21 protein-coding genes are annotated in these 23,504 nt (G+C 72.6%); 12 read left to right on the top strand and 9 right to left on the bottom strand.

The features are described from left to right. A partial coding sequence (locus ACWDS7_RS29090) for a hypothetical protein (RefSeq protein ID WP_451931852.1) occupies window positions 1–205 on the bottom strand: 205 nt, incomplete at its 3' end. Window positions 206–255: 50 nt separating this feature from the next. Further along, window positions 256–1,668, bottom strand: coding sequence for a bifunctional cytidylyltransferase/SDR family oxidoreductase (locus ACWDS7_RS29085; protein WP_306859130.1), 1,413 nt, complete (start codon window positions 1,666–1,668; stop codon window positions 256–258). Window positions 1,669–1,824: 156 nt separating this feature from the next. On the opposite strand from ACWDS7_RS29085, the gene ACWDS7_RS29080 reads away from it, so the two are divergent. The 6 genes from ACWDS7_RS29080 (at window position 1,825) to ACWDS7_RS29055 (ending at window position 7,873) form a co-directional block, all read left to right on the top strand. Beyond that, a complete protein-coding gene (locus ACWDS7_RS29080) occupies window positions 1,825–3,444 on the top strand; it encodes a CDP-alcohol phosphatidyltransferase family protein (RefSeq protein ID WP_451931851.1) in 1,620 nt (539 codons plus the stop codon). A gap of 98 nt (window positions 3,445–3,542) precedes the next feature. Then, complete coding sequence (locus tag ACWDS7_RS29075; RefSeq protein ID WP_306859126.1) at window positions 3,543–4,166, top strand: DUF5941 domain-containing protein; 624 nt, start codon at window positions 3,543–3,545, stop codon at window positions 4,164–4,166. A 103-nt stretch (window positions 4,167–4,269) separates the two neighbouring features. Further along, complete coding sequence (locus ACWDS7_RS29070; RefSeq protein WP_451931850.1) at window positions 4,270–5,004, top strand: phosphocholine cytidylyltransferase family protein; 735 nt, start codon at window positions 4,270–4,272, stop codon at window positions 5,002–5,004. Between the two features lie 5 nt (window positions 5,005–5,009). Further along, on the top strand, window positions 5,010–6,050 hold the full coding sequence (locus ACWDS7_RS29065; protein ID WP_306875290.1) for an iron-containing alcohol dehydrogenase family protein: 1,041 nt from the start codon (window positions 5,010–5,012) through the stop codon (window positions 6,048–6,050). After that, complete coding sequence (locus ACWDS7_RS29060) at window positions 6,028–6,795, top strand: CDP-alcohol phosphatidyltransferase family protein (protein WP_306859122.1); 768 nt, start codon at window positions 6,028–6,030, stop codon at window positions 6,793–6,795. Before ACWDS7_RS29065 ends, ACWDS7_RS29060 begins: the two co-directional genes overlap by 23 nt. Before the next feature lie 196 nt (window positions 6,796–6,991). Beyond that, window positions 6,992–7,873 carry a glycosyltransferase family 2 protein gene (locus tag ACWDS7_RS29055; protein ID WP_306875288.1) on the top strand — a complete coding sequence of 294 codons (882 nt, stop codon included), beginning with the start codon at window positions 6,992–6,994 and terminating at the stop codon, window positions 7,871–7,873. Window positions 7,874–7,931: 58 nt separating this feature from the next. Here the strand turns inward: ACWDS7_RS29055 and ACWDS7_RS29050 are convergent, their stop codons facing one another. Then, a complete protein-coding gene (locus ACWDS7_RS29050; protein ID WP_451931849.1) occupies window positions 7,932–8,765 on the bottom strand; it encodes an aldo/keto reductase in 834 nt (277 codons plus the stop codon). A gap of 300 nt (window positions 8,766–9,065) precedes the next feature. Here ACWDS7_RS29050 and ACWDS7_RS29045 point away from each other — a divergent pair, with 300 nt between their 5' ends. Then, window positions 9,066–9,941, top strand: coding sequence for a sugar kinase (locus tag ACWDS7_RS29045; RefSeq protein WP_451931848.1), 876 nt, complete (start codon window positions 9,066–9,068; stop codon window positions 9,939–9,941). A gap of 127 nt (window positions 9,942–10,068) precedes the next feature. On the opposite strand, the gene ACWDS7_RS29040 is transcribed toward ACWDS7_RS29045, so the two are convergent. Next, a complete protein-coding gene (locus ACWDS7_RS29040) occupies window positions 10,069–10,806 on the bottom strand; it encodes an acetoacetate decarboxylase family protein (protein WP_451931847.1) in 738 nt (245 codons plus the stop codon). 121 nt (window positions 10,807–10,927) lie between these two features. On the opposite strand from ACWDS7_RS29040, the gene ACWDS7_RS29035 reads away from it, so the two are divergent. Further along, window positions 10,928–11,092 carry a hypothetical protein gene (locus ACWDS7_RS29035; RefSeq protein WP_451931846.1) on the top strand — a complete coding sequence of 55 codons (165 nt, stop codon included), beginning with the start codon at window positions 10,928–10,930 and terminating at the stop codon, window positions 11,090–11,092. A 12-nt stretch (window positions 11,093–11,104) separates the two neighbouring features. Here ACWDS7_RS29035 and ACWDS7_RS29030 read toward each other — a convergent pair whose 3' ends face one another. The 4 genes from ACWDS7_RS29030 to ACWDS7_RS29015 form a co-directional block, all read right to left on the bottom strand. Beyond that, the gene (locus tag ACWDS7_RS29030; protein ID WP_451931845.1) at window positions 11,105–12,226 is read right to left on the bottom strand and encodes a glycosyltransferase family 4 protein; all 1,122 of its coding nucleotides are present in this window, start codon (window positions 12,224–12,226) and stop codon (window positions 11,105–11,107) included. A 49-nt stretch (window positions 12,227–12,275) separates the two neighbouring features. Next, complete coding sequence (locus tag ACWDS7_RS29025; RefSeq protein WP_451931844.1) at window positions 12,276–14,423, bottom strand: acyltransferase family protein; 2,148 nt, start codon at window positions 14,421–14,423, stop codon at window positions 12,276–12,278. Window positions 14,424–14,908: 485 nt separating this feature from the next. Further along, window positions 14,909–16,501, bottom strand: a complete 1,593-nt coding sequence (locus ACWDS7_RS29020; RefSeq protein ID WP_451931843.1) for an LCP family protein — start codon at window positions 16,499–16,501, stop codon at window positions 14,909–14,911. A gap of 157 nt (window positions 16,502–16,658) precedes the next feature. Continuing rightward, window positions 16,659–18,047 carry a hypothetical protein gene (locus ACWDS7_RS29015; protein WP_451931842.1) on the bottom strand — a complete coding sequence of 463 codons (1,389 nt, stop codon included), beginning with the start codon at window positions 18,045–18,047 and terminating at the stop codon, window positions 16,659–16,661. Between the two features lie 119 nt (window positions 18,048–18,166). Between ACWDS7_RS29015 and ACWDS7_RS29010 the strand changes: the two genes are divergently transcribed. The 4 genes from ACWDS7_RS29010 (at window position 18,167) to ACWDS7_RS28995 (ending at window position 22,887) form a co-directional block, all read left to right on the top strand. After that, on the top strand, window positions 18,167–20,290 hold the full coding sequence (locus tag ACWDS7_RS29010) for a hypothetical protein (RefSeq protein WP_451931841.1): 2,124 nt from the start codon (window positions 18,167–18,169) through the stop codon (window positions 20,288–20,290). 175 nt (window positions 20,291–20,465) lie between these two features. Beyond that, entirely contained in the window at window positions 20,466–20,669 is a 204-nt protein-coding gene (locus tag ACWDS7_RS29005; RefSeq protein ID WP_306859104.1) for a type II toxin-antitoxin system Phd/YefM family antitoxin, read from the top strand. A 250-nt stretch (window positions 20,670–20,919) separates the two neighbouring features. Next, window positions 20,920–21,813 carry a glycosyltransferase family 2 protein gene (locus tag ACWDS7_RS29000; protein ID WP_306859102.1) on the top strand — a complete coding sequence of 298 codons (894 nt, stop codon included), beginning with the start codon at window positions 20,920–20,922 and terminating at the stop codon, window positions 21,811–21,813. After that, window positions 21,814–22,887 (top strand): glycosyltransferase family 4 protein, encoded by a 1,074-nt coding sequence (locus ACWDS7_RS28995; protein ID WP_451931840.1) that lies wholly within the window; start codon window positions 21,814–21,816, stop codon window positions 22,885–22,887. It abuts the gene before it with no gap. On the opposite strand, the gene ACWDS7_RS28990 is transcribed toward ACWDS7_RS28995, so the two are convergent. Next, window positions 22,842–23,504 (bottom strand): lysylphosphatidylglycerol synthase domain-containing protein (locus ACWDS7_RS28990; protein ID WP_451931839.1); only part of this gene is annotated, 663 nt, incomplete at its 5' end. The genes ACWDS7_RS28995 and ACWDS7_RS28990 overlap by 46 nt on opposite strands.

Here is a 23,504-nt window from a genome sequence, read left to right as displayed (position 1 = left end):
CCCACCAGTCCCAGGCCGCGTTGCGGTAGGTCGCTGATTCGGCTTCGGCGCGGCCCCGCCGCCTGACGGCGATCTCGGTCGCGTACGACAGCGCGCACAGCGCCAGGAACGGCCACGGCAGGGGCCACAGGGCCGTGACGACGAGCGGTGGGTACGGGCCGAGTACGGCGGCGCACGCCATCAGGGCGCGAGGGTCACGCTTCATCTTCCGACGCTAACCCGAGTGGTGGCGTTTGCCCTGGTAGACGCGCTGTGTCAGGTTCCGTCGAGGCGGACGTCGATCACGTGCCCGGTGAGGTCGGAGATGAGCACGTCCATGGAGGTCTGCGCCACGGCGCGCGGCGAGAGCAGGGTGTGCGCCGGTTCCTCACCGAAGGCCCGGATCCGCATCGGGGTGCTGGTCCGTTCCGGGTTGACGCAGTTGACCCGGACGCCGTACTCGGCCCACTCGTCGGCGAGCGCCTGGGTCAGGTTCACCACGGCGGCCTTCGTCGAGGAGTAGAGGCTGTAGTCGGCCCGGCCCCGCGTGTAGGAGGAGGAGGTGTACAGCAGCAGGTGGCCCCGGGTGTCGCGGAGGTGGCCGATGGCGGCCCTGGCGATGTTGACGGGGCCGAGGTAGTTCACGCCCACGGTCTCGGCGATCGTGGCGTCGTTGACCTCGCCGAGCTTGCCCATGTGCAGCACGCCGGCGGTGTTGACCACGTAGTCGATCCTGCCGGTCTCCTTGGCCGCGTGGTCGAGCGCGTCGCTCACCGCCTGGGCGTCCTCCACGCGCACCCCGTTCAGCGACCGGGAGAAGGAGAAGACCTCGGCGCCGTGGCGCCGGGCCAGGTCGACCACGTCGGCGCCGATGCCGTAGCTGCCGCCGAAGACCACCATGGTCCGGCCCTCCATGGCCTCCCGGTAGGCGTAGGCGGAGCGCTCCGGGGCGCTGCCCGCGGCCAGTTGGAAGAGCTTGTCGGCGATGAACACGTCGACCGGGTGGGTGACCTTCATGTTGTGCTCGCTGCCCGGCACGACGTAGATCGGCACGTCGGGCAGGTAGCGCAGCACCACGCCGCAGTCGTCGGTGGGCGGCTGCCGGTCGAAGCCGGGGTCGGCGAAGGCCCGCTCGTAGGCCTCGCGGATCACCGAGAGCCGGAAGCACTGCGGCGTCTGGCCGCGCCGCAGCCTGGAGCGGTCCGGGATGTCGCGGACGATCTCCCCGCGCGGCCCCGGGGCGGCCACCAGGATCGTGTCGGAGCTCGGGATCGCCACGTCGACGGCCGAGTAGGTCTTCAGGGCCTCCACGCACTCGGTGATGATCCGCGGTTCCAGCAGCGGCCGCACGGCGTCGTGCAGGAGCACGTCGCACTCCTGCGCGCCCAGGGCCCTCAGCGCCCGCCAGGTGGTCTCGGGACGGCTCGCGCCGCCCTCCAGGACCTTGCTGACCTTCCCGAAGCCGTTGCGGGCGACGATCCGCTCCACCTCGTCGGTGAAGCCCGGGGTCATCATGACGATGATCTCGTCGACCTCCGGCGCGCCGTTGAACAGGGCGAGGGTGTGCTCCAGGATCGTCTTCCCGGCGATTTTGACGAGCTGCTTGGGAGTGTTGAGACCGACGCGCTGGCCGACTCCGCCGGCAAGGACGACCCCGACGGTGCGGAGACGTGGTTCGAGAGCGGCCAAGTTCTGCTTCCTTCGACGGGGCTGGATACGGCGAGCGTAATGGGTGCGTACCCGATCGCAGGTCGCGCTCCCGTGCTATCCAGTCAAGATCTCGCTACGCTAAGTGCGCACTCCCCGATTCGTACGGTGACCCCGTCGGATACGAAGGAGCCCGGTTTGCATGATCCTCACGTCCCCGCGCCCCCCGGCCTCTCCCGGACGGCCGCCGTGGTGCTCGCCACCACGGAGGCGGCGGGTCTGCGCTGCGCCGACGGCACGCTGCTCGACCGGCTGACCGGCCAGCTCGCCCGGCTGCCGGTGGGGGACGTGCACGTGGTCGGCCGCTCCAGCGGCGTCATCCACGCCCCCGGCGGCACCTACATGATCGGCTCGGCGGGCTCGCGAGGGCTCGCCGACGACCTGCGCAGGGTCGCGGAGGTGGCCCGCGGGGCCACCGGCCCGGTGGCCGTGGTCGCGGGTGACCTGGTGGCCCACACCGAGGCGCTGGCCATGCTCCTGGAGCACCCCGCGCGTGACACGGGCGCGCTGGTGGTCACCGGCGGCGAGGGCCCCGGGCCGCTGCGCCCGCCGGTCCGGGTCGAGGGCGGCCGGGTGGTCGCCGCGGGCACCTCCTTCCACGGCGTCGCCGACGCCGGCGGCACCTTCAGGGGCGTGCTCCAGGTGGGCGTGGCCGATCTCGCCGGCCTCGCCGAGACCGCGCGGACGCTGGCCGAGCTGGCCGAGGCCGGCGGGTTCGGCCCGATGGGGGGCGCCGAGGTCGGCGACCTCCTCCTGGTCGGCCTGGTCCGCTCCGGCGTCCCGGTGCGCGCCTGCGACGCCGGGGCGCTGCACTGCGACCGGGTGGCCGAACAGGCGGCCGCCGACTCGGCCGTGCGGCGGCTGGAGGAGGTGGACGAGGACACCGCCCGGCTGGAGGCCGCGGTCAAGTCCGGCGACGGCTTCTTCACCACCCACTTCGTGAGCTCCTGGTCCACGCACCTGGTCAAGGCGGCGGCCGACCTGCGCCTGACGCCGAACGCGGTCACCGGGATCTCCGTCGGCCTGGCCCTGCTCGCCGCGGTCTGGTTCACCGCGGGCACCCGCGAGGGGCAGATCGCCGGGGCCGTCCTCCTCTACCTGTCGTTCGTGCTCGACTGCGTCGACGGCCAGCTCGCCCGCTACACCCGCGCGTTCTCCCCGCTCGGCGCGTGGCTGGACGCCACCTTCGACCGGGTCAAGGAGTACGCCGTCTACGTGGGCCTCGCCATCGGCTACGCGACGGGGCTGGACGACTCCCACGGCGGCCCGAACGGCATCTGGGCGCTGGCGGTCTCGGCGATGATCCTGCAGACGCTCCGTCACACGATCGACTTCTCCTACGCGGGGGCCCGCGCCGACGCCGACCGGCTGAGGCCGGCCCCCGCCGGGACGGCCGCGGAGCTGACCGTCCCGGCCGACGCGTCCACGCGGCCGGCGTCGCGGCCGGCGGCGCTGGAGCGCAAGACCGAGGTCGCCGACGGGATAGCCGCCGCCGAGCGATACCTGCGGGAGCGGCGGGGGCCCGCGGACGGCCGGGGGAACGTGGTCGTGAGGCTCTCGCGCCGCCTGGAGCGGAGCGCTCCCACCCGCTGGCTGAAGAAGATCATCGTGCTCCCCATCGGGGAGCGGATGGCGCTGATCGCGGTGACCGCCGCGGTGTTCAACGCCCGGGTGACCTTCGTCGCGCTGCTGGCCTGGGGCGGTGTCGCCGCCCTCTACACGCTCGCCGGCCGGGTCGGCAGGTCCCTCAGCCGATGACCGGACACATGGGCGCCGCGACCGGCGCGGTGCGAGGCGGATCGGGAGGCGAGGTCCGGCGGGCCTCGCGCGGAGCGAGCGAGGAGACGGGTGCGCCCATGGTTTCCGTCCACATGACACCGGTGCCGCACAGCACCGTGACGGCCTACCGGGACGACGGGGCGCTGTCGCGGGCGATGGGCACGCTGGTGGCCGGGCAGCTCCCGCCGCTGCCGCCCGCCCTCGTCGGGATGTTCGTGACCGGGGTGCTGCTGATGGTGGGCGTGGCCGGCACCGACGGGCTGGCGGTCTTCGCCCCGGCGGTGGCGCTGCTGCTGGCCGGTCCCGGCAGCTCCCACCCGCACGACGGCAGGCTCGACTGGCTGGTCCCGCCGATCCTGCGCCTGACCGAATACGGGTTCGTGGCCTCGGTCGGGTTCGCGCACGACGTGCCGCCGTGGCTGATCTTCCTGCTGCTCGGCGCGATGGCCTTCCACCACTACGACGTGGTCTACCGGGTGCGCCAGCGGGTCTACCCGCCGCCCTGGCTGGCCACCTCCGGTCTGGGCTGGGACGGCCGCATGCTGCTGATCGCGCTGGGCGCCCTCGCCGGGCAGGTCACGCTGGTCTTCGCGCTGCTCGCGCTATACCTGTGGGGGTTCTTCGGGTGGGAGAGCGTCACCTGCTGGGCGGTCGCGCCGCGCTCGGGGGTGGACGCCGACGATCTGGGCGCTCACGATTGAGAACGCCTGGCAAACCCCGGATTACACGATCAGGGCCTAAAGCCAACTAACCTTTGGGGCCAGGAGTGCCCGCCGAGGGGCTCACTTGGATGAGGAGTGCACGTTGCTGGGAATGGTGCTGGCCGCCGGGGCCGGACGACGCCTGCGGCCGTACACGGACACGCTGCCCAAGGCGCTGGTGCCGGTCGACGGCGAGACCACGATCATGGACATCTCGCTGCGGAACCTCGCGGCGGCGGACCTCCGTGACGTCGTGGTCGTCGTCGGCTACCAGGCGCAGGCCGTACACGAGCGGAAGGCCGAGCTGGAGCGGCGGCACGGTGTGAAGCTCACCCTCGTGCACAACGACAAGGCCGAGGAGTGGAACAACGCCTACTCCCTGTGGTGCGCGCGCGACTACTTCGACCAGGGCGTGCTGCTGGTCAACGGCGACACCGTGCACCCGGTCTCCGTGGAGCACACGCTGCTGTCCGCGCCGGCCACCAGCGACATCCTGCTCGCGGTCGACGACGTCAAGAAGCTCGCCGACGAGGAGATGAAGGTCACCCTCGACGGCGACGGCCACCTCAAGCTGATCACCAAGCTGATGGACCCGGCCGACGCCGCGGGTGAGTACATCGGCGCGACGCTGATCCGCCCCGGCATCGGCGACCGCCTCGCCGACGCCCTCCAGGCCACCTTCGAGCGCGACCCGCAGCTCTACTACGAGGACGGCTACCAGGAGCTGGTCGCCCGCGGTGAGAAGATCGCGGTCGCCCCGATCGGTGAGGTCTCGTGGGTCGAGGTCGACAACCACGACGACCTCGCGAAGGCGCGGGAGATCGCGTGCCGATACTAGCCAGGATGCTGCCCGCCCCGCTGACCATGGAGGTCCGGCGGGGCGCCGTCGCCCAGCTCGGCTCGCTGCTGGCCGACAGCCGGGTGGCGACCTCCGGGCGGGTGGCGGTGGCGGTGGGCGCGGGCCAGGGCGACCGGATCGCCTCGGTGATCGCCCCCTCGCTCGGCGAGGCCCAGGTCTTCCGGGTGGCCGACGGCTCGGTGGACGCGGCGGTCTCGCTCGGCGCCGACCTGCGCAAGGGCGCCTACGAGGCGCTCGTCGGGATCGGCGGCGGCAAGACCATCGACGCGACCAAATACGCCGCCTCGCTCGCCGGCATCCCGATGGTGGCGGTGGCGACCAACCTGTCGCACGACGGGATCTGCTCGCCGGTGGCGTCGCTGACGCACGACGGCGGCAAGGGCTCCTTCGGCGTGCCCATGCCGCTGGCCATCATGGTGGATCTCGACTTCGTCCATGACGCGCCCCCGTCGCTGGTCCGCTCGGGGGTCGGCGACGTGGTGAGCAACCTGTCGGCGATCGAGGACTGGCAGCTCGGCAACGCCGAGCGCGGCGAGCCGATCGACGGCGTGGCCTGCGCGATGGCCCGCACCGCGGCGGAGGCGGTGATCGGCAGGAGCGACTCGATCGAGTCCGACGCCTTCCTGACCGTGCTGGCCGAGGCGCTCATCCTCTCGGGGATGTCGATGGTGATCGCCGGGTCGTCCCGTCCCTCCAGTGGCGGAGACCATGAGATCCTTCATGCCGTGGATCAGCTTTTTCCCGGCACCTCCAACCACGGCGAGCTCGCCGGGGTAGGGGCCGCCTTCTGCTTCTTCCTCCGCGAGGACGCGCGGAGGCTGGACCAGGTCGTCGACTGCCTGCGCACGCACGAGCTGCCGGTCACCCCCGTCGACCTGGGCCTGAGCGCCGACCAGTTCACCCAGGCGGTCATGCTGGCGCCGTCGACCCGTCCGGGGCGCTACACGATCCTGGAGCACCTGCGCCTGTCGGAGCCGGAGATTCGGGAGCGGGTGGAGGACTATGTCCGGGCCGTCGGTCGCTGAGTTCCGTGCGGTGGCCCAGCCGCACTCGACCATGGACCGCAACAGCGGCGAGCACTGGGCCGGCGTGCTCTACATGCGCAAGCTGTCGATCTACGTCACCTGGTTCCTGGCCAAGACGCCGATCACGCCCAACCAGACCACCTGGCTGATGATCCTGTCCGGGCTGCTGGCCGGCGTGGTCCTCGCGCTGCCCGGTCTGGGGGCCGCGGTCGGCGCCGCCCTGCTGATCCAGCTCTACCTGCTGCTCGACTGCTCCGACGGCGAGCTGGCGCGGTGGACCAGGCGGACCTCCATCACCGGCGTCTACCTGGACCGGGTCGGCCACTACTTCGCCGAGGCCGCCCTGCTCATCGGGCTGGGCTTCCGGGCGTCGCAGACCCTCCCCGACTGGTACACCGTGATGGGCTTCGCCGCCGCGCTCGGCGCCATCCTGATCAAGGCGGAGACCGACCTGGTCGACGTGGCCCGCGCCAGGTCCGGCCTGGTCGCGGCCACCGAGAGCTCGGCCGAGCAGTTCCGGTCACGGGGTCTGGGCCTGGCCCGCAAGGCCGCCGCCGCCCTGAAGTTCCACCGGCTCGTCCAGGCCGTCGAGCTGTCCCTCATCGTGGTCGTCGCCGCGGTGTGGGACCTGCTCAGCGGCGGCCTGGCCGCCACCCGGGTGCTCATGGTGGCCTGCGTCGTGGTCGCCGTGCTGCAGATGGCGCTGCACCTGGTCAGCATCCTGGCCTCCAGGCGGCTTTCATGAGGAACCGGACAGCGTCCCGGTACGTCGTAGGTGCGGACACCCCGCTGTTTGGTGGGTGTTCGCCGACGGTTCCGATACGCTTGCTTTCCGGTAAATCAGAAACGTCCAGTCACGCCATATGTGCCCGAACCAGCAGACTCGGTGATCATGAAAGTATGCTCCGTACGTGCTCTCGACGCGTCAGGGCGATGACCCGTTGAAGATCTCGTGCGTCATCCTCACCATGGGCAACCGGGTCCCCGAGCTGGCCCGGGCTGTCGAGTCCGCGCTGCACCAGACCGACGGCGACGTCGAGGTGGTCATCGTCGGCAACGGCGCGGACGTCCCCGAGCTGTCGGTCGGCGTGCCCCCCGGCTCGTCCGCCTCGATCAAGATCGTCCGGCTCAGCCACAACACCGGCATCCCGGCGGGCCGCAACCGCGGCGTCGAGGAGTGCTCGGGCGACGTGGTGCTCTTCCTGGACGACGACGGCTGGTACGGCGCGATGGACGTCGTCTCCCACCTGCGTGAGCGCTTCTCCACCGAGCACGACCTGGCCGTCGTCTCCTTCAGGGTGATGGACCCCGACGGCGGCACCGGCCAGCGCCGCCACGTCCCCCGCCTGCGCGCGGGGGACCCGGAGCGCTCCTCTCCGGTCACCACCTTCCTGGGCGGCGCCTGCGCCATCCGCCGCTCCGCCTTCCTCCAGGTCGGCGGCCTCCCCGAGCGTTTCTTCTACGCCCACGAGGAGACCGACCTGGCCTGGCGGCTGCTCGGTGAGGGCTACCGCATCGAATACGACGCCCAGACCGTCATGTACCACCCGCAGGTCCCGCCGACCCGGCACGCCGACTTCTACCGCCTCAACGCGCGCAACCGCGTCTGGCTGGCCCGTCGCAACCTCCCCTGGCCCCTGGCCGCGTTCTACCTCCTCAACTGGGTCGTCCTCACCCTGATCCGCGAGCGCTCCGGCACCGCCCTGCGCGCCTGGTTCAAGGGCTTCACCGAGGGCCTGCGCGAGCCCGCCGGGGAGCGCCGCCCCATGGGCTGGAAGACCGCCTGGCGCATGCTCCGCCTGGGCCGTCCGCCGATCGTCTGACCTCGGTACGGCCCGGCCGGGTGTGCCCCGGACCGGGCCGCTCGTCGGATCCGGTCGCTCACGGGACCCAGTTGAAGGTGTCCGGGTCAGGTCCGACCCGCTCGTCGCGGTTCAGCCGCGAGATCTCGCCCATCTCGTCCTCGCCCAGCTCGAAGCCGAAGATGTCGAGGTTCTCCTCCATCCGGGCGCGGCGGACCGACTTCGGGAAGACGATGTCGCCGCGCTGGACGTGCCAGCGTAGCGTCACCTGGGCGGGCGTCCTGCCGTGCCGCTCGGCGATCCGCGTGATGGCCGGGTCGCCGAGCACCTTGCCCTGCGCGATCGGCGACCACGCCTCGGTGGCGATGCCGTGCTCGGCGTTGAAGGCCCGGACGTCGTCCTGGGTGAGATACGGGTGCGCCTCGATCTGGTTGACCGCGGGCACGGTCCCGGTCTCCTCCAGCAGCCTGCGCAGGTGGTGCGGCTGGAAGTTGGAGACGCCGACGGCCTTGGCGCGGCCGGAGCGGTGGATCTCCTCCATCGCCCTCCAGGTCTCGACGTAGTCGCCGACCTCGGGCAGCGGCCAGTGGATGAGGAACAGGTCCAGGTAGTCGGAGCCCAGATCCTCCAGCGACCGGTTGAACGCCTTCAGCACGTCGTCGTAGGCGTGGAAGCCGTTGCCCAGCTTGCTCGTGACGAAGACGTCGCCCCGGTCGAGGCCGGAGGCGCGGACCGCCGCGCCGACCTGCTTCTCGTTGCCGTACATCTCGGCGGTGTCGATGTGCCGGTAGCCGACGTCGAGCGCGGTGCGGACCGCCTCCTCCGTCTTGTCCGGCTCGATCTGGTAGGTCCCGAAGCCCAACTGCGGGATCTCGACGCCGTTGTCCAGCCTGATGTCGGGTATCTCGGTCATCCGATTCCCCCTTTATGGTCGTGGCGTTTTTAGCCCCTTGAGGGCCGGTACCCGGGCCGGCGCCGTTTAACAGACCCGCCCGACCATCCGGCGGGCCCGCCCGGCGGACCCGTCCGCGATCCCGCTCCGAGCCGCCCGCCCACCGGGAATGTCACCACCGGATCTCTCTTCCGGTCCTCGGCGGAGGCCGTACGGGACATGTCGCTAGAGTTCGGGTTCCGGCCCTTCCCGAACGGGTCCCCGGCCGGATCCGAACGATGGCTCCATCGGCGCCGCACGGCGCCGTGAAAGGGTTCCGGCGTGGACGTCTACACCCTCGGCGAGGCGTTCGCCGTCGTCACCAGCGGCCGGATCCGGCACGAGCACGAGGCCAGGCTGGACGTGGCCGGGGCGGAGTTCACCGTCGCGGTCGGGCTGGCCAGGCTCGGCCACACGGCCGCCTGGCTGGGCAAGGTGGGGGGTGACGAACTCGGCGTGCGGATCCTCACGGCGCTGCGCGGGGAGGGTGTCGACGTCGCGGACGCCCGGGTGGACGACGCCGCCCCGACCGCGATGCTCCTGAAGGAGTCCAGGCCCGGGCAGGCGGCCCGGGTCACCTACTACCGGACGGGGACCCGGCTCACGCAGGGGAACGTCCCCACCGACCGGATCGCGGCCTCCCGGATCCTGCACGTCAGCGGGATCACCGCCGCGCTGGACGCGCGCGACGCCATGCACGCCGCGGTCCGGGCCGCGCGGATGGCGGGGGTCACCGTCTCGGTGGCCGTCAACTACCGCGACCAGCTCTGGCCGGATCTGCGGGAGGCCGAGGAGGTCCTCGGCGCGCTGGCCTGCTCGGCCGACGTGCTGTTCGTCCGGCAGAGCGAGCTGGACCTGGTCAAGCCGGCGCTCACCGGGGACCGGGAGGTCATCGTGATCCGGGGCACCCGGGGCACGAGCGTCCGGGTGAACGGCGTCCGCCACGACGCCCCGAGCCTGGCCGCGCCCGTGGTCGACCCCACCGGTTCGGCGGACGCCTTCGCCGCGGGCTACCTCAGCGCACTGCTGGAGGGACTGCACCCCGCCGACCGGCTGCGCCGGGGCGCCCTGCTGACGGCTTTCGCGGTGTCCAGCACCAGCGAATGGCAGGGACTGCCCACCAGGGCCGAGCTGCCGATGTTGGAGCACGACGGCTGAGCGCCGCCGCCCGCCCGCCGGGACCGGCGCCCGACGGGCCGCCCGGGACCGACGCCCGGCGCACCGCCCGGGGACGCGGAACCCGGCGGGCCGCGATCCGCGGCCCCCTCCCGCGGAGACCGGCCGCCTAGAGCTCCTTCGCCTCGCCGAAGGTCATGGTGAGGTGGGAGACCGTGCTGGTCATCAGGGCGCGTTTGGGCAGCCCGAGCTCGCTCAGCTCCTTGGCGACGGGATGGTTGCCCAGGCGGATCAGCGCGCCCCCGGGGCGCACGCGGACCCCCCGGGGGGTCATCGACCAGGGGATGCGGCGGGTGACGCCCTCCAGATGGCTGTAGGCGTCGGCGGGGGCCATCGTCCCGCCCGCGGGGACCGGGGCGCCGGGTCTGATCAGCAGGTCCAGCACCAGGCGGCCGTCCTTGCGCAGGATGCACCGCTTGTAGGGGGAGGTCAGGCGCAGGTCGATGTCGGCCAGCTCCTTGGGGAAGCCCCAGATGGCGCGGCCCGCCTCCAGGGTGAAGCCCTGGTCGACCGGGAGCCAGTGGACGAACGCCCCGGCGCCGGCGCTGCGCAGCTCGGCCAGCCCCGCGCGCAGCCCCCGGGGTGGCGTCGGGCCCCCGTCGGGGGGCCGGACCAGGAAGGCCACGCCGAACTCCCGGTAGGCGTCGAGGTCGCCGTCGGCGTAGTCGACGAACACCAGCGTGCACAGGGCCTTGCCGGGCAGCACCTCGGCGACGTCCAGCCTGGAGTAGGCGATCACGGCCCGGGCCGCGTCGGCCCGGACCAGGTAGGAGGCGCTGCAGACCGTGGCGTCCCGGATCCGCACCGGCATGGCGATCTCGCGTCCCTGGATCAGATGGCGTGCCATGCCTCCAGTACACCAATCCCCGGCCCTCACGTCACCGGTGTGTGACCAATCCTCTGCCGGGTCCGTCTCCTGGTCCGTGACGGACCGACCCCCGACGCGGAGGCGGCCGTCGGCACCCGCATTGAGCGGCTCTACCGGGAGCACCGGCCGCTGGTCTGCGGTTACCTCCTGCGCCTACGTCGACTCCCCGGCCACGATCCCGTCGCTGCGCGAGCTGATCGAGGACCCCCGCGTCGCGACGGTGCGGGTGGCCGACATCGCCTTCGACCTGGAGCGGCCCCGGTGACCGCGCGGAGGGTCAGACCACGAGGGGACGGTGGTGGGCGCGCGCGGGGGCGGCGCTCGCCGTCGCCCACCCCTCCAGCAGCCCCACGAACTCGCCCGCCTGGTCGGGCCAGTGGTAGCGGCGCAGCGCCTCCGCATGACCGCGCGCGCCCATCGCCGCGGCCCCCTCGGGGTCCTCCCGCAGCGCCAGTACGGCGCGCAGCGCCGCGTCCACGTCCCCGAAGGGCGTGACGACGCCGCAGCCGGACCGCTCGACCAGCGAGGAGGCGGCCGGCAGCGGCGTGGTGATCACCGGGAGCCCGCGGGACATGTACTCGACGACCTTGGTCGGCATCGACCGCCGGTAGTTGGGCACGTCGTGCAGGAGCGACAGCCCGGCGATCGCCCCCTCGGCCATCCGCAGCGCGTGCTGGTTGGGCACGTATCCGTACCAGTCGAGCAGGCCATCCCGCTGCGCGTCCCGCAGCAGCGGCCTGATCTCGGCGTCGGCGGCGCCCACCAGGTCCGTCCTGATCCCGTGCGGGTGCAGCCGCCGGGCCAGCTCGATCAGCTCCACCGCGCCCCTGGCCCGGGACAGGTGGCCCACGTAGACCACCCGGTTCCGGCCGGGCGGCGCGGGCGGCCGCGGGGGCACGTAGGTGGTGTTGGGCACCACCGGGTGGGGGCGGGAGAAGCGCTCCCGGTAGGACTCCTCGGCCAGGATGAGGTGCAGGCGCTTCTCCGCGCGGGCCTCGACCCGGCGGATCAGCGGCGGCAGGGTCCGGCGCAGGTGCTCGGGGAGGTAGGGCTTGCCCTCCAGCGCGGCGGCGGTGTCCTCGTGGACGTCCCAGACCGTGACGGGGCGGCTCCTGGGCAGCCGGAACAGCAGCTCGATGTCATGGACGACCAGCAGGTCGGCCCCCTCGACGCCGCGTTTGAGGGCCCCGCGGGCGGCCTTGAGGGCGCGTCCGCGCCGGCGGCCCACCGCGCGGGGGACGTCGATCGCCCGGACCCGGGGGTCGGGGGTGACGTTGCAGTCGGTGAAGGGCGCGACATAGGTGATCTCGTGCCCCGCGTCGAGGAGCGCCCGGATCTGCCGATGCATGATCCGGGCGTCTTCGGGGCGATGAACGATAGTCCCGACACATACCCGCATATCCCGATGCTGAGTGCCGGTTCCGTCATCACCGGATGTGTTGAGTTAATTACCGGGTAACTGCCGCTGAACTCTCCCTGCCGGCGGGCTCCGGCGCGGTGCCGGCGGGCTCCGGCGACCTGGCGGGGGAGGCCGCGGACGGCCGGCGGTAGAGCCAGACCAGGCGGGGTTCGAGCAGCCACTTGAAAAGCTTGCGGGTCTCCGGCAGGGACAGCACGATGGCCAGCGCCAGCGAGCTCGACGCGATCGCCATCACCCCCAGCGGGCCGTGCAGCCAGGGGAAGCTCAGCCACTCCTGGTCCTTGGCGATGAGCACCACGACGCCGTGGAGCAGGTAGGCGTAGAGCGTGCGGGTGCCGAGGTCGGAGAACCAGGTCTCCCGCCGCGGCACCACCGCCAGCAGCGCGACCGACATGGCCAGCGCCGCGACCAGCAGCGCGCCGCGCACGCCGAGCCCGATCCACCAGCTCATGTCCATGGACTTGAAGCTGTAGCGGAAGTAGATCGGCTTGAGGTTGACGTGCGGGGCGATGAAGATCGCCACCGCGGCGCCCCCGGCCAGCGTGAGCCCGCCCAGGATCCTGACCCACACCGGCTTGAGCAGGTCGAAGTGCTCGGGCTTGAGCACCAGGCCGAGCACGTAGAAGGGGAGCAGGCCGAAGAAGCGGTCGATGCTGAAGTCGCCGGAGATCTCCGAGAAGCCGGCGACCATGTAGATGATCACCGCGACCAGCAGCGGCTGCCGCATCCGGTTCCAGATGGGCGTGGAGATCCGCCAGAGCACCAGCGCCAGCAGGTACCAGTTCAGCCAGGCCGGGTCGATGATCGTCAGGGTCCACTTCTGGCCCAGCCCGAAGCGGAGCAGCGCGTAGCCGATCTCCACGACCACGTACGGCACCAGCATGGTGTCGACCAGCTTGTTGATCTTGGCGTTGGAGTTCCAGAAGTTCCGGCCGAGATAACCGCTGATCAGTACGAACGCCGGCATGTGGAAGGTGTAGATGAACAGGTAGGCCGACTTGGCCGAGTGCGTGGCCAGGGTGGGCACCAGCGAGTGCCCGGTCACCACCAGGGCGATCAGGACGAACTTCACGTTGTCGAGATACGGCTCGCGCTTCTTCCTGGCGGGCGGAGCGGCGGGCTCCTCCTCCGGGCGCGGCTCCTGCTCCTGCTCCTCCGGCCCCGCGGACCGGTCCCAGGGGGAGGGGGCGGCCCCGCGGCTGGAGTTCTCCCAGTAGGAGAACGGCCGCTCGGCGGCGGCCGGCGCGTCCTGCGGCTGCGGCCGGTGGGGGGCCGCCGGGGCCCGGGCGGTGTCGTGCTCCGACGACCACGCGGGATCCAGCGGGTCCAGCAGGTTGCCGGCGGGCGCGGTGGCGGGCGTGATGTCCAGCGGGCTCCTGCGGGCGGGCGTCCGCGCGTCCGGGTACGGTGTCCGCGTCTCCCGGGCGGAGGGACGGCGGGCGTCGTCGGATGATCCCCATCCCTGCGGCGCGGAGCCCTGCCGGGTGTCTCCCCGCGATCCCCATGACTCCGGAGGGGAGGACGGGCGGAGGTCCTCGGACGGGCGGAGGTCCTCGGACGGTCCCCATGATTCCAGCGGGGAGGACGGGCGGGCGTCGTCGGATGATCCCCATCCCTGCGGCGCGGAGTCCCGCCGGGCGTCTCCCCGCGATCCCCGTGATTCCAGCGGGGAGGAGGAGCGGAGGTCCTCGGATGATCCCCATCCCTGCGGCGCGGGGCCCTGCCGGGTGTCCTCCCGCGATCCCCGCGGCTGCGGCGGGGAGGACGGCGGGGTCTCCCGCTGCGGGGTCCGTCCCCGCGGCCCGGAGGATGCCCGGGCGTCCCGGCGGGAGGTCGGCTCCTGCTCGCCGGGGGGCGTCTGGGTGTCCCAGTTCGCCCATGCGTCCTCGGAGGGGGCGGGCGGCTCCTGGTAGGCCGGGTAGCCCCAGGCGGTGACCTCGCCGGCCCCCTCGTCCCAGCCCTGCTCCTCGCGGTGGCCGTCGCGGGTGGACGGGGCGGGACCGAGGTCCGGGGGCTCGGGCCAGGAGGCCCGGGAGGCCGGAGACGGCTGCGCGTGCTCGGGCATCGGCCACGAGGCGGAGGTCCGGCCCTGCCCGCCGGACCCGCCGGTGCCGGCGTCGGGGGCGCCGTCGTCACGGGGGGCCGGCATGTGGAAGGGAGATCGGGTGTCGCTCACGGGGAAAACGCTCAGCTATCTGTCGGAGACTGGGAGGTGGTCGGACACACTGGTTAAGACGCCCGGGGACCGCCGGAGGATGCGGCCGAATGGGCTCCGGCTCGCCGACCCGACCACCCTAAACCGAGCGCGCGGGGTCTGTCGCACGAGCGCCCGGGGGCGGCGGGGGTTCCCGGTGAATCGTGATCTTCCGGAGGCCGCCCGCCCGCGCCGCCCGCCGTACGGCCGATGGCGCACCGTACGGCCCGCGGTGTCCATGGGGTCCTCCGTAAGGTCCGCGCCGTCCATTGGGTCCTCCGTACCCGCGGTGTCCTCCGTAAGGTCCGCGCCGTCCATGGGGTCCCCCGTACGGCCCGCGCCGCTCATGGCGCGTGCCGTGCGGTCCGTGCCGCCCAGGGGGCGGGCCGTACGGCCTGAGGTGGCCGTCGCGCCCGCACCGCCCGCCGTACGGCCCGCGCCGTCCGGCGGGCCGCCGGGGGCGGGGCCTACTGGCAAGGGTTGGTCTTGCTGTCGACGACGGAGTCCTTGAGGGAGTCGGGGATCTTGGTGGGGACCCGGACGCCCTTCCAGTCGGTGCCGATGATCAGCTGGACGACCGGGCCGGTGGGCAGCGGGGTGGCCGGGATGGTCGCGGCGTAGTTCTCCATGCTGGCGGGCTTCACCTTGCCCGCCACGGGGGTGAGCTTGTCGCCGGAGAGCCTGGCGGCCAGCGCGTCGGCGTAGGAGGCTCCCTCGGCGTCCCGCTTGCCGTAGCGCAGCACGGTGGTGGGCACGTCGCCGGTGGCCGGGCGGGCGTTGCCGACCTGGGTCACCCGGAAGCCCTGGGCGGCCAGCTTGGCGGCCACCTCCTTGGCCAGGCCGAAGGTGCCGGTGCCGTTGAAGACCTGGACCTGGACCTGCTCGTGCTTGACGGCCGGTTTCGCGGAGACGTTGGGGGCCGGGCTCTTGGTCACCTCGGTGTCGCTGCGGATCGCGTCGAACAGCTCGGTGGCGGCGGGCTGCCGCCAGACGACCCGGTTCTTGTCGGCGGGGTCCGGCATCCACGGCACGGTGATGGCCTTCAGACCGGAGGAGGTGAGGGACTTCGCGCTCTGGGCGATCTCCAGCAGGCGCCCGGTGTCGAGGTTGCTGTCCATCGTCACCGACGAGGCGGCGGCCTTCAGGAAGTTGTTCAGCTTGCCGAGGTCGGTCAGCAGGTCGGAGCTGGTGGCCTTCTTCATCACCTGCTGGAGGAAGACCTGCTGGCGCTTGATCCGGCTGAGGTCGCTGCCGTCGCCGAGCGCGTAGCGGGCACGGACGTAGGCGAGGGCGGTCTTGCCCATCACGTTGTGCTTGCCCTTGGTCAGCTCCAGCTTGGCCTTCTTGTCCATCACGTCCTCGGGCAGGCAGATCTCGATGCCGCCCAGCGCGTCGACGATGTTGGTGAAGCCGGCGAAGTCGACCTTGACGAAGTGGTCGACGTGGATCTGGGTCAGCGCCTCGATCGTCTTCCACGTGCAGACGATGCCGCCGTCGTTGAAGGCCGAGTTGATCTGCTTGAGGCCGGCGGGAATGGCCGCCTTCGTCACGGGGTTCTCGCAGGCGGGCACCTGGACCATGGAGTCGCGGGGGAAGCTGACCAGGGTGGCCTTGTCACGGTTGGGGGAGATGTGGAGCAGGATGATCGTGTCGGTCCGCTCGCCCTGGCCCTGCATGTGCTGGCCGTATCTCTTGTTCCCGGCGCCGTCGCGGGTGTCGGAGCCCACGACGAGCACGTTGAGCGCCCCGGTCTCCGGGGGGCGGTTGGCGCCGAGCTTGTCCACGACGCTCTCGCGGGTGATGCTGTCGTCGAGGTCGCGGTAGAACTTGTAGCCGCCGAGGGTGCCGGCCACCAGGACGCCGGTCATCGCGATGCTGACCCAGCCGCCCACGCCCAGCCGTCCGGCCTTGCGGCGCGGGTCGCGGGGCGGCCCGGCGTAGTCGCTCGGGGGCTCGGGGGGCGGGCCGCCGTCCCCGCCCGCGCGGCGGGAGCCCCGGCGGCCGTGGCCGGCCGGCTCGGCCCGGCGGTCCTTCACGGAGACGTGCCGATGGTCGCTCATGCGATCTCCTCGCCTGGCGGCAACGCCCGGTGCTGCTTCAGCTCGCTCATTGCGCCCAAAGGGTAGGTCATGAGGTGAGTGCCGGGCGCCATGATGACGTGAACTTGGTCATGACCGCCCCTTGCCGCTCCCGTGGTGATCCGGGCGCCCAGCATACTCAAATACGGACATTTCTTGGAATGTTATGGAAAGAAGGTTTGCCCGCCACAAAAGCCGCTGCCAGACACGCTGCCGGTACGGCGGGCAGCACGTAGCGGTAGTCGAATTCCGCGACCGCCGGGGGCATGACGAGCAGCACCACCGCCGTCGTCCACGGCAGCACCCACAGCGTGGAGTCCGGGCGCAGGCGCCGCACGGCCGCCGCCACCGGGGGGATCAGCAGGATCACCAGCACCGCCGCGCCGGGCAGCCGGACGACGTCCTGGTAGGCCCGCATCCAGCCCGCGTAGGGCTCGACGATCCGGGTGGCGATCGGCCCTCGCTCGTAGTCGCGCTCGGCGCGCTCGGCGCCCACCGTGGCCGGGTAGCGGCCCGGCGGCGCCGGCGGCGCCGCCGGGAACTCGTAGTAGTCGTAGATCTCCTGGTCCGGGTAGACCGGACGGCCCAGGGTGAAGGAGCGGGCCAGCTCGGAGGCGACCGAGCCGAGATAGCCCAGCGGCTGGCTGCGGATGGCCAGTGAGGCGAACCGGCCGGCCAGGGCGTCGTTCTCCTCGGTGAAGGTGATGCCGGGCAGCTTGACCAGCGGCGAGTCCGGGCTCCAGACGTATTCCTGCGCGGGGGGCCGCCGGGCGGGCGGGCGGGGGTCGCAGAGCACGGCCAGGTCCGCGGGCGGCCTCATCACCGCGCAGTCGGCGAAGGTCATCGTCTTGGCGTAGAGGAAGACGCCGTTGGCGCCCACGATCCCGATCCGGCCGTGGGTCGCGTGGAACCAGGCCCCGTAGCCCAGGATCGGCAGGGCCGCGGCCGCCAGCATCACCCCGGCCGTCAGCACCCGCCCCCGCGCCCGGTAGATCAGCCAGCCCGCGAAGATCACGACCAGCGGCAGCCCGACGGTCCTGGTCAGCGTCGCCGCCGCGACCAGCAGCCCGATCCCGCACGCCGTACGCCACCCGGCGGTCCGGGACAGGGCCAGGCAGACCGCCGACATCACCAGCGCGGCGAACAGGGTGTCGGAGACCAGCAGGTGCTCCAGTTCGATCTGGTAGGCGTCCAGTAGGGAAGGGGCGGACGCGAGCACCGCGGCCCAGCCGGGGGCGCCCAGCCGCCGGGCGGTGAGATAGACGAGCACGCCGACCAGCAGTCCCAGCAGATGCTGGACCAGCGCGACGGAGGCGAAGCTGTGGAACGGTTCGAGCAGCCGCAGGAACATCGAGTATCCGGCCGGGCGGACCAGGTCGGGCCGGGGCTTCAGCGCGGTCACCACATAGGTGTAGGAGTCGGGGAACCAGATCGCGGGCCGGTATCCCAGCATGGTGACCGCCCGCAGGACGGCGCCGAGACCCAGCACCCCCAGGAACCACCGGTGCCCCCGAGCCCAGCCGACCACTCCCCGCCCCCTTCGCGCGCTGCGCGTACGCTACCGGCTTTCAGCGGCCCGCCGCGCGCACCCATCGCCGCAGCCGGAGGCTGCCACTACGCTCGGGACCAGCTATGAGGATCACCTGGTTGGATCGCACGCGCAGGCCCTCGGCGGGCAGGGTGCTCGCCGTGGTCTCGGCCGCGCCCGCGCTCGTGCTGGCGGGCTGGCTGTTGGCCGGGCTGTCGCTGCTGCTGTTCGGCTGGTTCCGGCCGATCGCCGCCCTGCCGCTGGGCCTGGTGATCGCCGCCCTGCTGTGCCGCTACGGCCTGCGCCGCCTGCCCGAGACCGTCGAGGCGACCGCCTGGCAGACCGCCGGGGTCATCGCCGTGGCCCTGGCCTCGGGGGTCTTCAACGGGCTGTTCCACAGCGAGCAGCTCATCGTCCGCCGCGACCCCGCCACCTACGCCCAGTACGCCGTCTGGCTGGCCGGTCACGGCTCGCTGCCCGTCCCCCATCAGCAGGCGGCCTTCGGCGGGCCGGACCAGGCGCTCCGCTTCGACAGCCCGGGCTTCTACCCCTCCGGCGGCGCGGTCGTGCCGCAGTTCATGCCGGGGGCGCCGCTGATCGACGCGCTGGGCCACTGGCTGGGCGGCCTGCCCGGGCTCCTGCTGACGGCGCCGCTGCTGGGCGCGCTGGCGGTGCTCGTGCTGGCGGGAGTCGTCGCCCGGCTGGTCGGCGCCCGCTGGGCCCCGCTGGCCGCGCTGGTGTTCGCGGTCAGCCTGCCGATCCTCTACACCTCGCGCACCACCTTCAGCGAGATCCCCTCCCTGATCCTGCTCTTCGGCGGCCTCGCCCTGCTGCACGACGCCCAGGTCAGGCTCCGCTCCGGCATCACGGGCCTGGGCTACCTGCCGTCCCTGCCCTCCGGCGAGCAGCCGGGGCGGATCCGCCGGGCCCAGTCCGACGGCGCCGTGATCGGGGCGGAGCTGGCCGGCCTGGTCTTCGGGCTGGCCGTCCTGGTCAGGATCGACGGACTGCGCGACGTGCTGCCCGTGCTCGCCTACGCCGGGCTGCTGATCGCCCTGCGGCGGGCGGGCGTCCGCGACGAGGGGCGGCTCGGCGTGCCGCTGCTGTTCGGGCTGGCGGCCGGGGCCGGGACGGGGGTCGCGGCCGGATACATCCTGTCCAGGCCCTATCTGGACTACCTGTCCGGCTCCTTCGAGCCGCTGCTGGCCATCTGCGGAGCGGTGCTGGTCCTCACCCTGGTCATCGCGCTGCTGGCGCCGCGGCTGGCGGCCCTCCTGCGCCGGGCGGCGGGGATCCGCCGGCTGCCCGAGTTCGCCGGCGCCCTGGTGGCGCTGGTCATGACGGCCTTCGCGGCCCGGCCGTGGCTGCAGACCGTGATCCGGCAGCCGGCCACGCCGGAGGACCGGCTGAACTACGAGTTCATCGAGCGGACCCAGCTGGCCAACGGGCTGCCGGCCGACGGCGCCCGGCTCTACTACGAGGAGTCGCTTTACTGGGTGATCTGGTACGTCGGGGTGCCCGTGGTGGTGCTGGCGACGCTGGCCGGGGCGGTGCTCACGCGCCGGATGGCCAGGGGGCGGGGGTTCGGCTGGCTGCTGCCGCTGGCCGTCGTCGGCTGGACCACGGTCACCACGCTCTACCGGCCGGGCATCACCCCCGACCACCCGTGGGCCGCCCGGCGGCTGGTCCCCGTCGTCATCCCCGGCCTCGTCCTGCTGGCGGTCTGGGGGCTGCGCTGGGTGCGGGACAAGGCCCGCAGGATGGGATACGGCCAGGCCGTGCAGCGGGGCCTGGCCACCGGCGGCGCGGTGCTCCTGCTCGTCCCCCCGGCGATCACCTCCATCGGGACGGCCTTCACCCCCGTCGAGCGCGGCGAGCGCGCGGCGGTCGAGGCGATGTGCGCAGCCCTGCCGGAACGGGCCTCGGTGCTGATCGTGGAGCGGGTCACCGGCGACCGCCTCACCCAGGTCGTCCGGGGCACCTGCGGCGTGCCCACCGCCCGGGTCGCCTTCCCGGTGGGCGCCGACATCCCCGTCAGGTCCGACGTCGAGCGCCTGGTCGGCCGGGTCCGCGCCGCCGGCCGCGTCCCCGTCCTGCTCGCCGCCAAGCGGGAGCAGCTCCTCCCGTACGGCGAGGCGGTCCAGGTGCTGAAGCTCGCCGTCCGCCAGGACGAGAGATCGCTGACCGGCCCCCCGGACGGCACCTGGTCGCTGTCCATGAACGTCTGGATGGCCGTCGCCTAGGCCGGTCGTCCCCGTGGTCGCCGGACCGGCGCGGAGGGGGCCGGTCTGGCTTGGTAGGGAATGCCCGGCTATGCGGGGGTGGGAGCGCGCGGAGCGGGCCACCGAGCCATGACGGACACCTGCTTCCTGGCCGCTTTCCCCCCGGTGCGGGCCACGTGGAGGGCATGATTGCCACATGAGTCAGCAGTTGCACAGCAAGCCCACGGTAGCCGTCCGTGACCTCGCCCATAAGACCAGTCAGGTTCTCGCGCGGGTCAAGGCGGGAGAGACGCTGACCGTCACCCAGAACGGTGAGCCCGTCGCCATGGTCGTGCCGTTCCGGCAGCCGGAGCCGGCCGTGCCCGCCGGGGGGCACGCGACGGGCGAGGATCCCGTGTGAGCCTCCCCCGCTGAGGGGGCGCGACGGACCGGCCGGGGCCGGCGGGGCGGGCGCGGAGCGCCCGGGGGCCCGGCCGGGTGCATCCGAGGTGGCACGCGGCCGTCCGGACGGGGCGACGCGCCGGGGCGCGCGGCCGTCCGGACGGGCGAGCGTGACCGTCCGGACGGGGTGATGTGCGTCCGGCTCCCAGCGGGGCAGAGTATCCTCGCCCGACGTGAGCACGCCCGAGACCTCCGAGAGTGGACCAGCTGTGGACGCAACGCCGTACGTCACGATCGTTCTGCCCTGTTACAACGAGCAGGACCATGTCATCGACGAGGTCGAGCGCATCTGCGGGGCCATGGACCGCAGCGGCTACACCTACGAGCTCGTGGCCGTGGACGACTGCTCCAGCGACCAGACGCTGGCCAGGCTGCAGGAGGCCGCGCCGCGCTTCCCCAACATGCGGATCCGGGCCTTCCACCGCAACGGCGGGTCGGGCACGGTGCGTCGGATCGGCAGCCAGGAGGCGCGCGGCGAGATCGTCGTGTGGACCGACGCCGACATGACCTACCCGAACGAGCGCATCCCCGAGCTCGTCGAGATCCTGGACAAGGACCACACGATCGACCAGGTCGTGGGCGCGCGGACCACCGAGGAGGGCTCGCACAAGTTCCTGCGGGTGCCGGCGAAGTGGTTCATCCGCAAGGTGGCCGAGCGGCTGGCGGGCCAGAAGATCCCCGACCTCAACAGCGGGCTGCGGGCCTTCCGCAAGTCGGTCGCCCGGCCGTATCTACGGCTGCTGCCGCCCGGATTCTCCTGCGTCACCACGATCACGCTGTCGTTCCTGTCCAACCAGCACGACGTCTACTACCTGCCGATCGAATACAGCAAGCGGGCAGGCAAGTCGAAGTTCAGCTTCGTCTCCGACGCCTACCGCTACATCCTGCAGGTGCTGCGGATGGTCATGTACTTCAACCCGCTCAAGGTGCTCATGCCGCCCGCGCTCTGGCTGGTCGGCATCGGCCTGGTCAAGGGCGTCGTCGACATGATCCGCTACGGCTTCTACCTGACCAGCAACACCATCGTGATCTTCCTGTCCGGGCTGCTCATCGGCTCGCTGGCGCTGCTGGCCGACCTCATCGTGCGCTCCAGGAGCGAGTAGATGCGGATCGCGATCGTCGGGCCGACCCACCCCTACAAGGGCGGCGGGGCCGCGCACACCACCGAGCTGGCGCACCGCCTGCGGGCCGCCGGGCACGAGGTGGTGATCGAGTCGTGGAAGGCCCAGTACCCCTCCTTCCTCTATCCGGGGCAGCAGACCGTGGACACCCCCGCGGGCGCGCCCTACCCCGACGTCCGCCGTGACCTCGACTGGCGCCGCCCGGACGGCTGGGTCCGCTGCGGACGCCGGCTGGCGGAGGCCGACCTGGTGATCCTCGCCGTGCTCAGCCCCGTGCAGGTCCCGCCCTACCTGGGCATCCTGTACGGCCTGGGCCGCCGGACCCGGACCGTCGCGCTCTGCCACAACGTCCTGCCCCACGAGCGCAAGCCCTACGACGTCCCGCTGATGAGGGCGCTGCTGCGCCGGGTGGACGGGGTGCTCGTCCACTCCGAGCAGCAGGCCGCGCCGGCCCGCGAGCTCGGTCCCGCCCCGGTGACGGTGGCCGAGATGGCGCCGCACCTACCGGCCGGGCTCCAGGAGCACCCCCATGTCGAGGGCGTGACCAACAGGCTGCTGTTCTTCGGCCTGGTCCGCCCGTACAAGGGGCTCGACCTGCTGATCCGCGCGCTGCCCGAGGGCGTCTCGCTCCGGGTCGCGGGGGAGTTCTGGGGCTGCCTGGAGCAGACTGAGGCGCTGGTCACCGAGCTCGGCCTGACCGCCAGGGTGGAGCTGCGGCCGGGTTACGTGGCCGACGGGGACGTGCCGGGGCTGTTCGCCGACGTCGACGCGCTCGTCCTGCCCTACCGGAGCGGTACGGCCAGCCAGCAGGTGTGGTTCGGGCACGAGTACGGGGTGCCGGTGATCGCCACCCGGGTGGGGACGCTCGGTGACCACGTGACCGACGGCGTCGACGGGCTGCTCGTCGAGCCCGGGTCGGTGGAGGCGCTCCGCGCGGCGCTGACCGCCTTCTACCGGCCGGGCGAGCCCGAGCGGCTGCGCGCCGGGGTCAAGGCCGTCGACCCCGAGCCCTACTGGGCGACGTATGTGGACGCCCTGGTCTCGGCGGGGGCCTGAGCGCCGCGGCCGAGCAGCCAGCCGATCCCGGCCCAGGCCACGTCGGTGAAGGTGAAGGCCAGCCGGGAGATCAGGGCGACGACCCCGGCGGTGATCACGGCCGCGGTGGCGCCGTGCGTGTCGATCGCCGGCGCGATGACCGCGACCATCGCGGCCTCGCGCACGCCCACCCCGGCCGGGACGACCGCGATCAGCAGGCCGGTCGCCCAGGCGAAGGCGTAGGCCCCGGCGCCGAGCGGGTAGAGCGAGAAGTCGCCGGTCAGGTCGCCGAGGACGAGCCAGGTGTGCAGGCCGTAGACCAGCCAGCCCAGGACGGTCCAGGCGACGGCGGCCAGCAGGGCGCGGCCGGGCAGCACCCGCTCGACGGGGTCCCTGCGGGCGATCCGCAGCGCCAGGTTCAGGCCCCAGGTGAGGACCCTCGGGTGCAGGCACAGGACGATCACCGGGATGACCAGGGCGAGATACCACGCCCGCTCGGCCACCGAGCGGGCGGTGAACGGCAGCGTGGCGGCGGCCAGGCCGACCGCGCAGCCCAGGGAGATCAGCAGGGCCAGGGAGGTGGCGCTGAAGGTGCGCCGGGGCGGACAGCCGTGGTCGCGGCCCAGCTCCATCATCGC

This window comes from Streptosporangium sp. NPDC003464, assembly GCF_053588315.1.
This window is presented reverse-complemented; position numbering and strand designations above follow the sequence as displayed.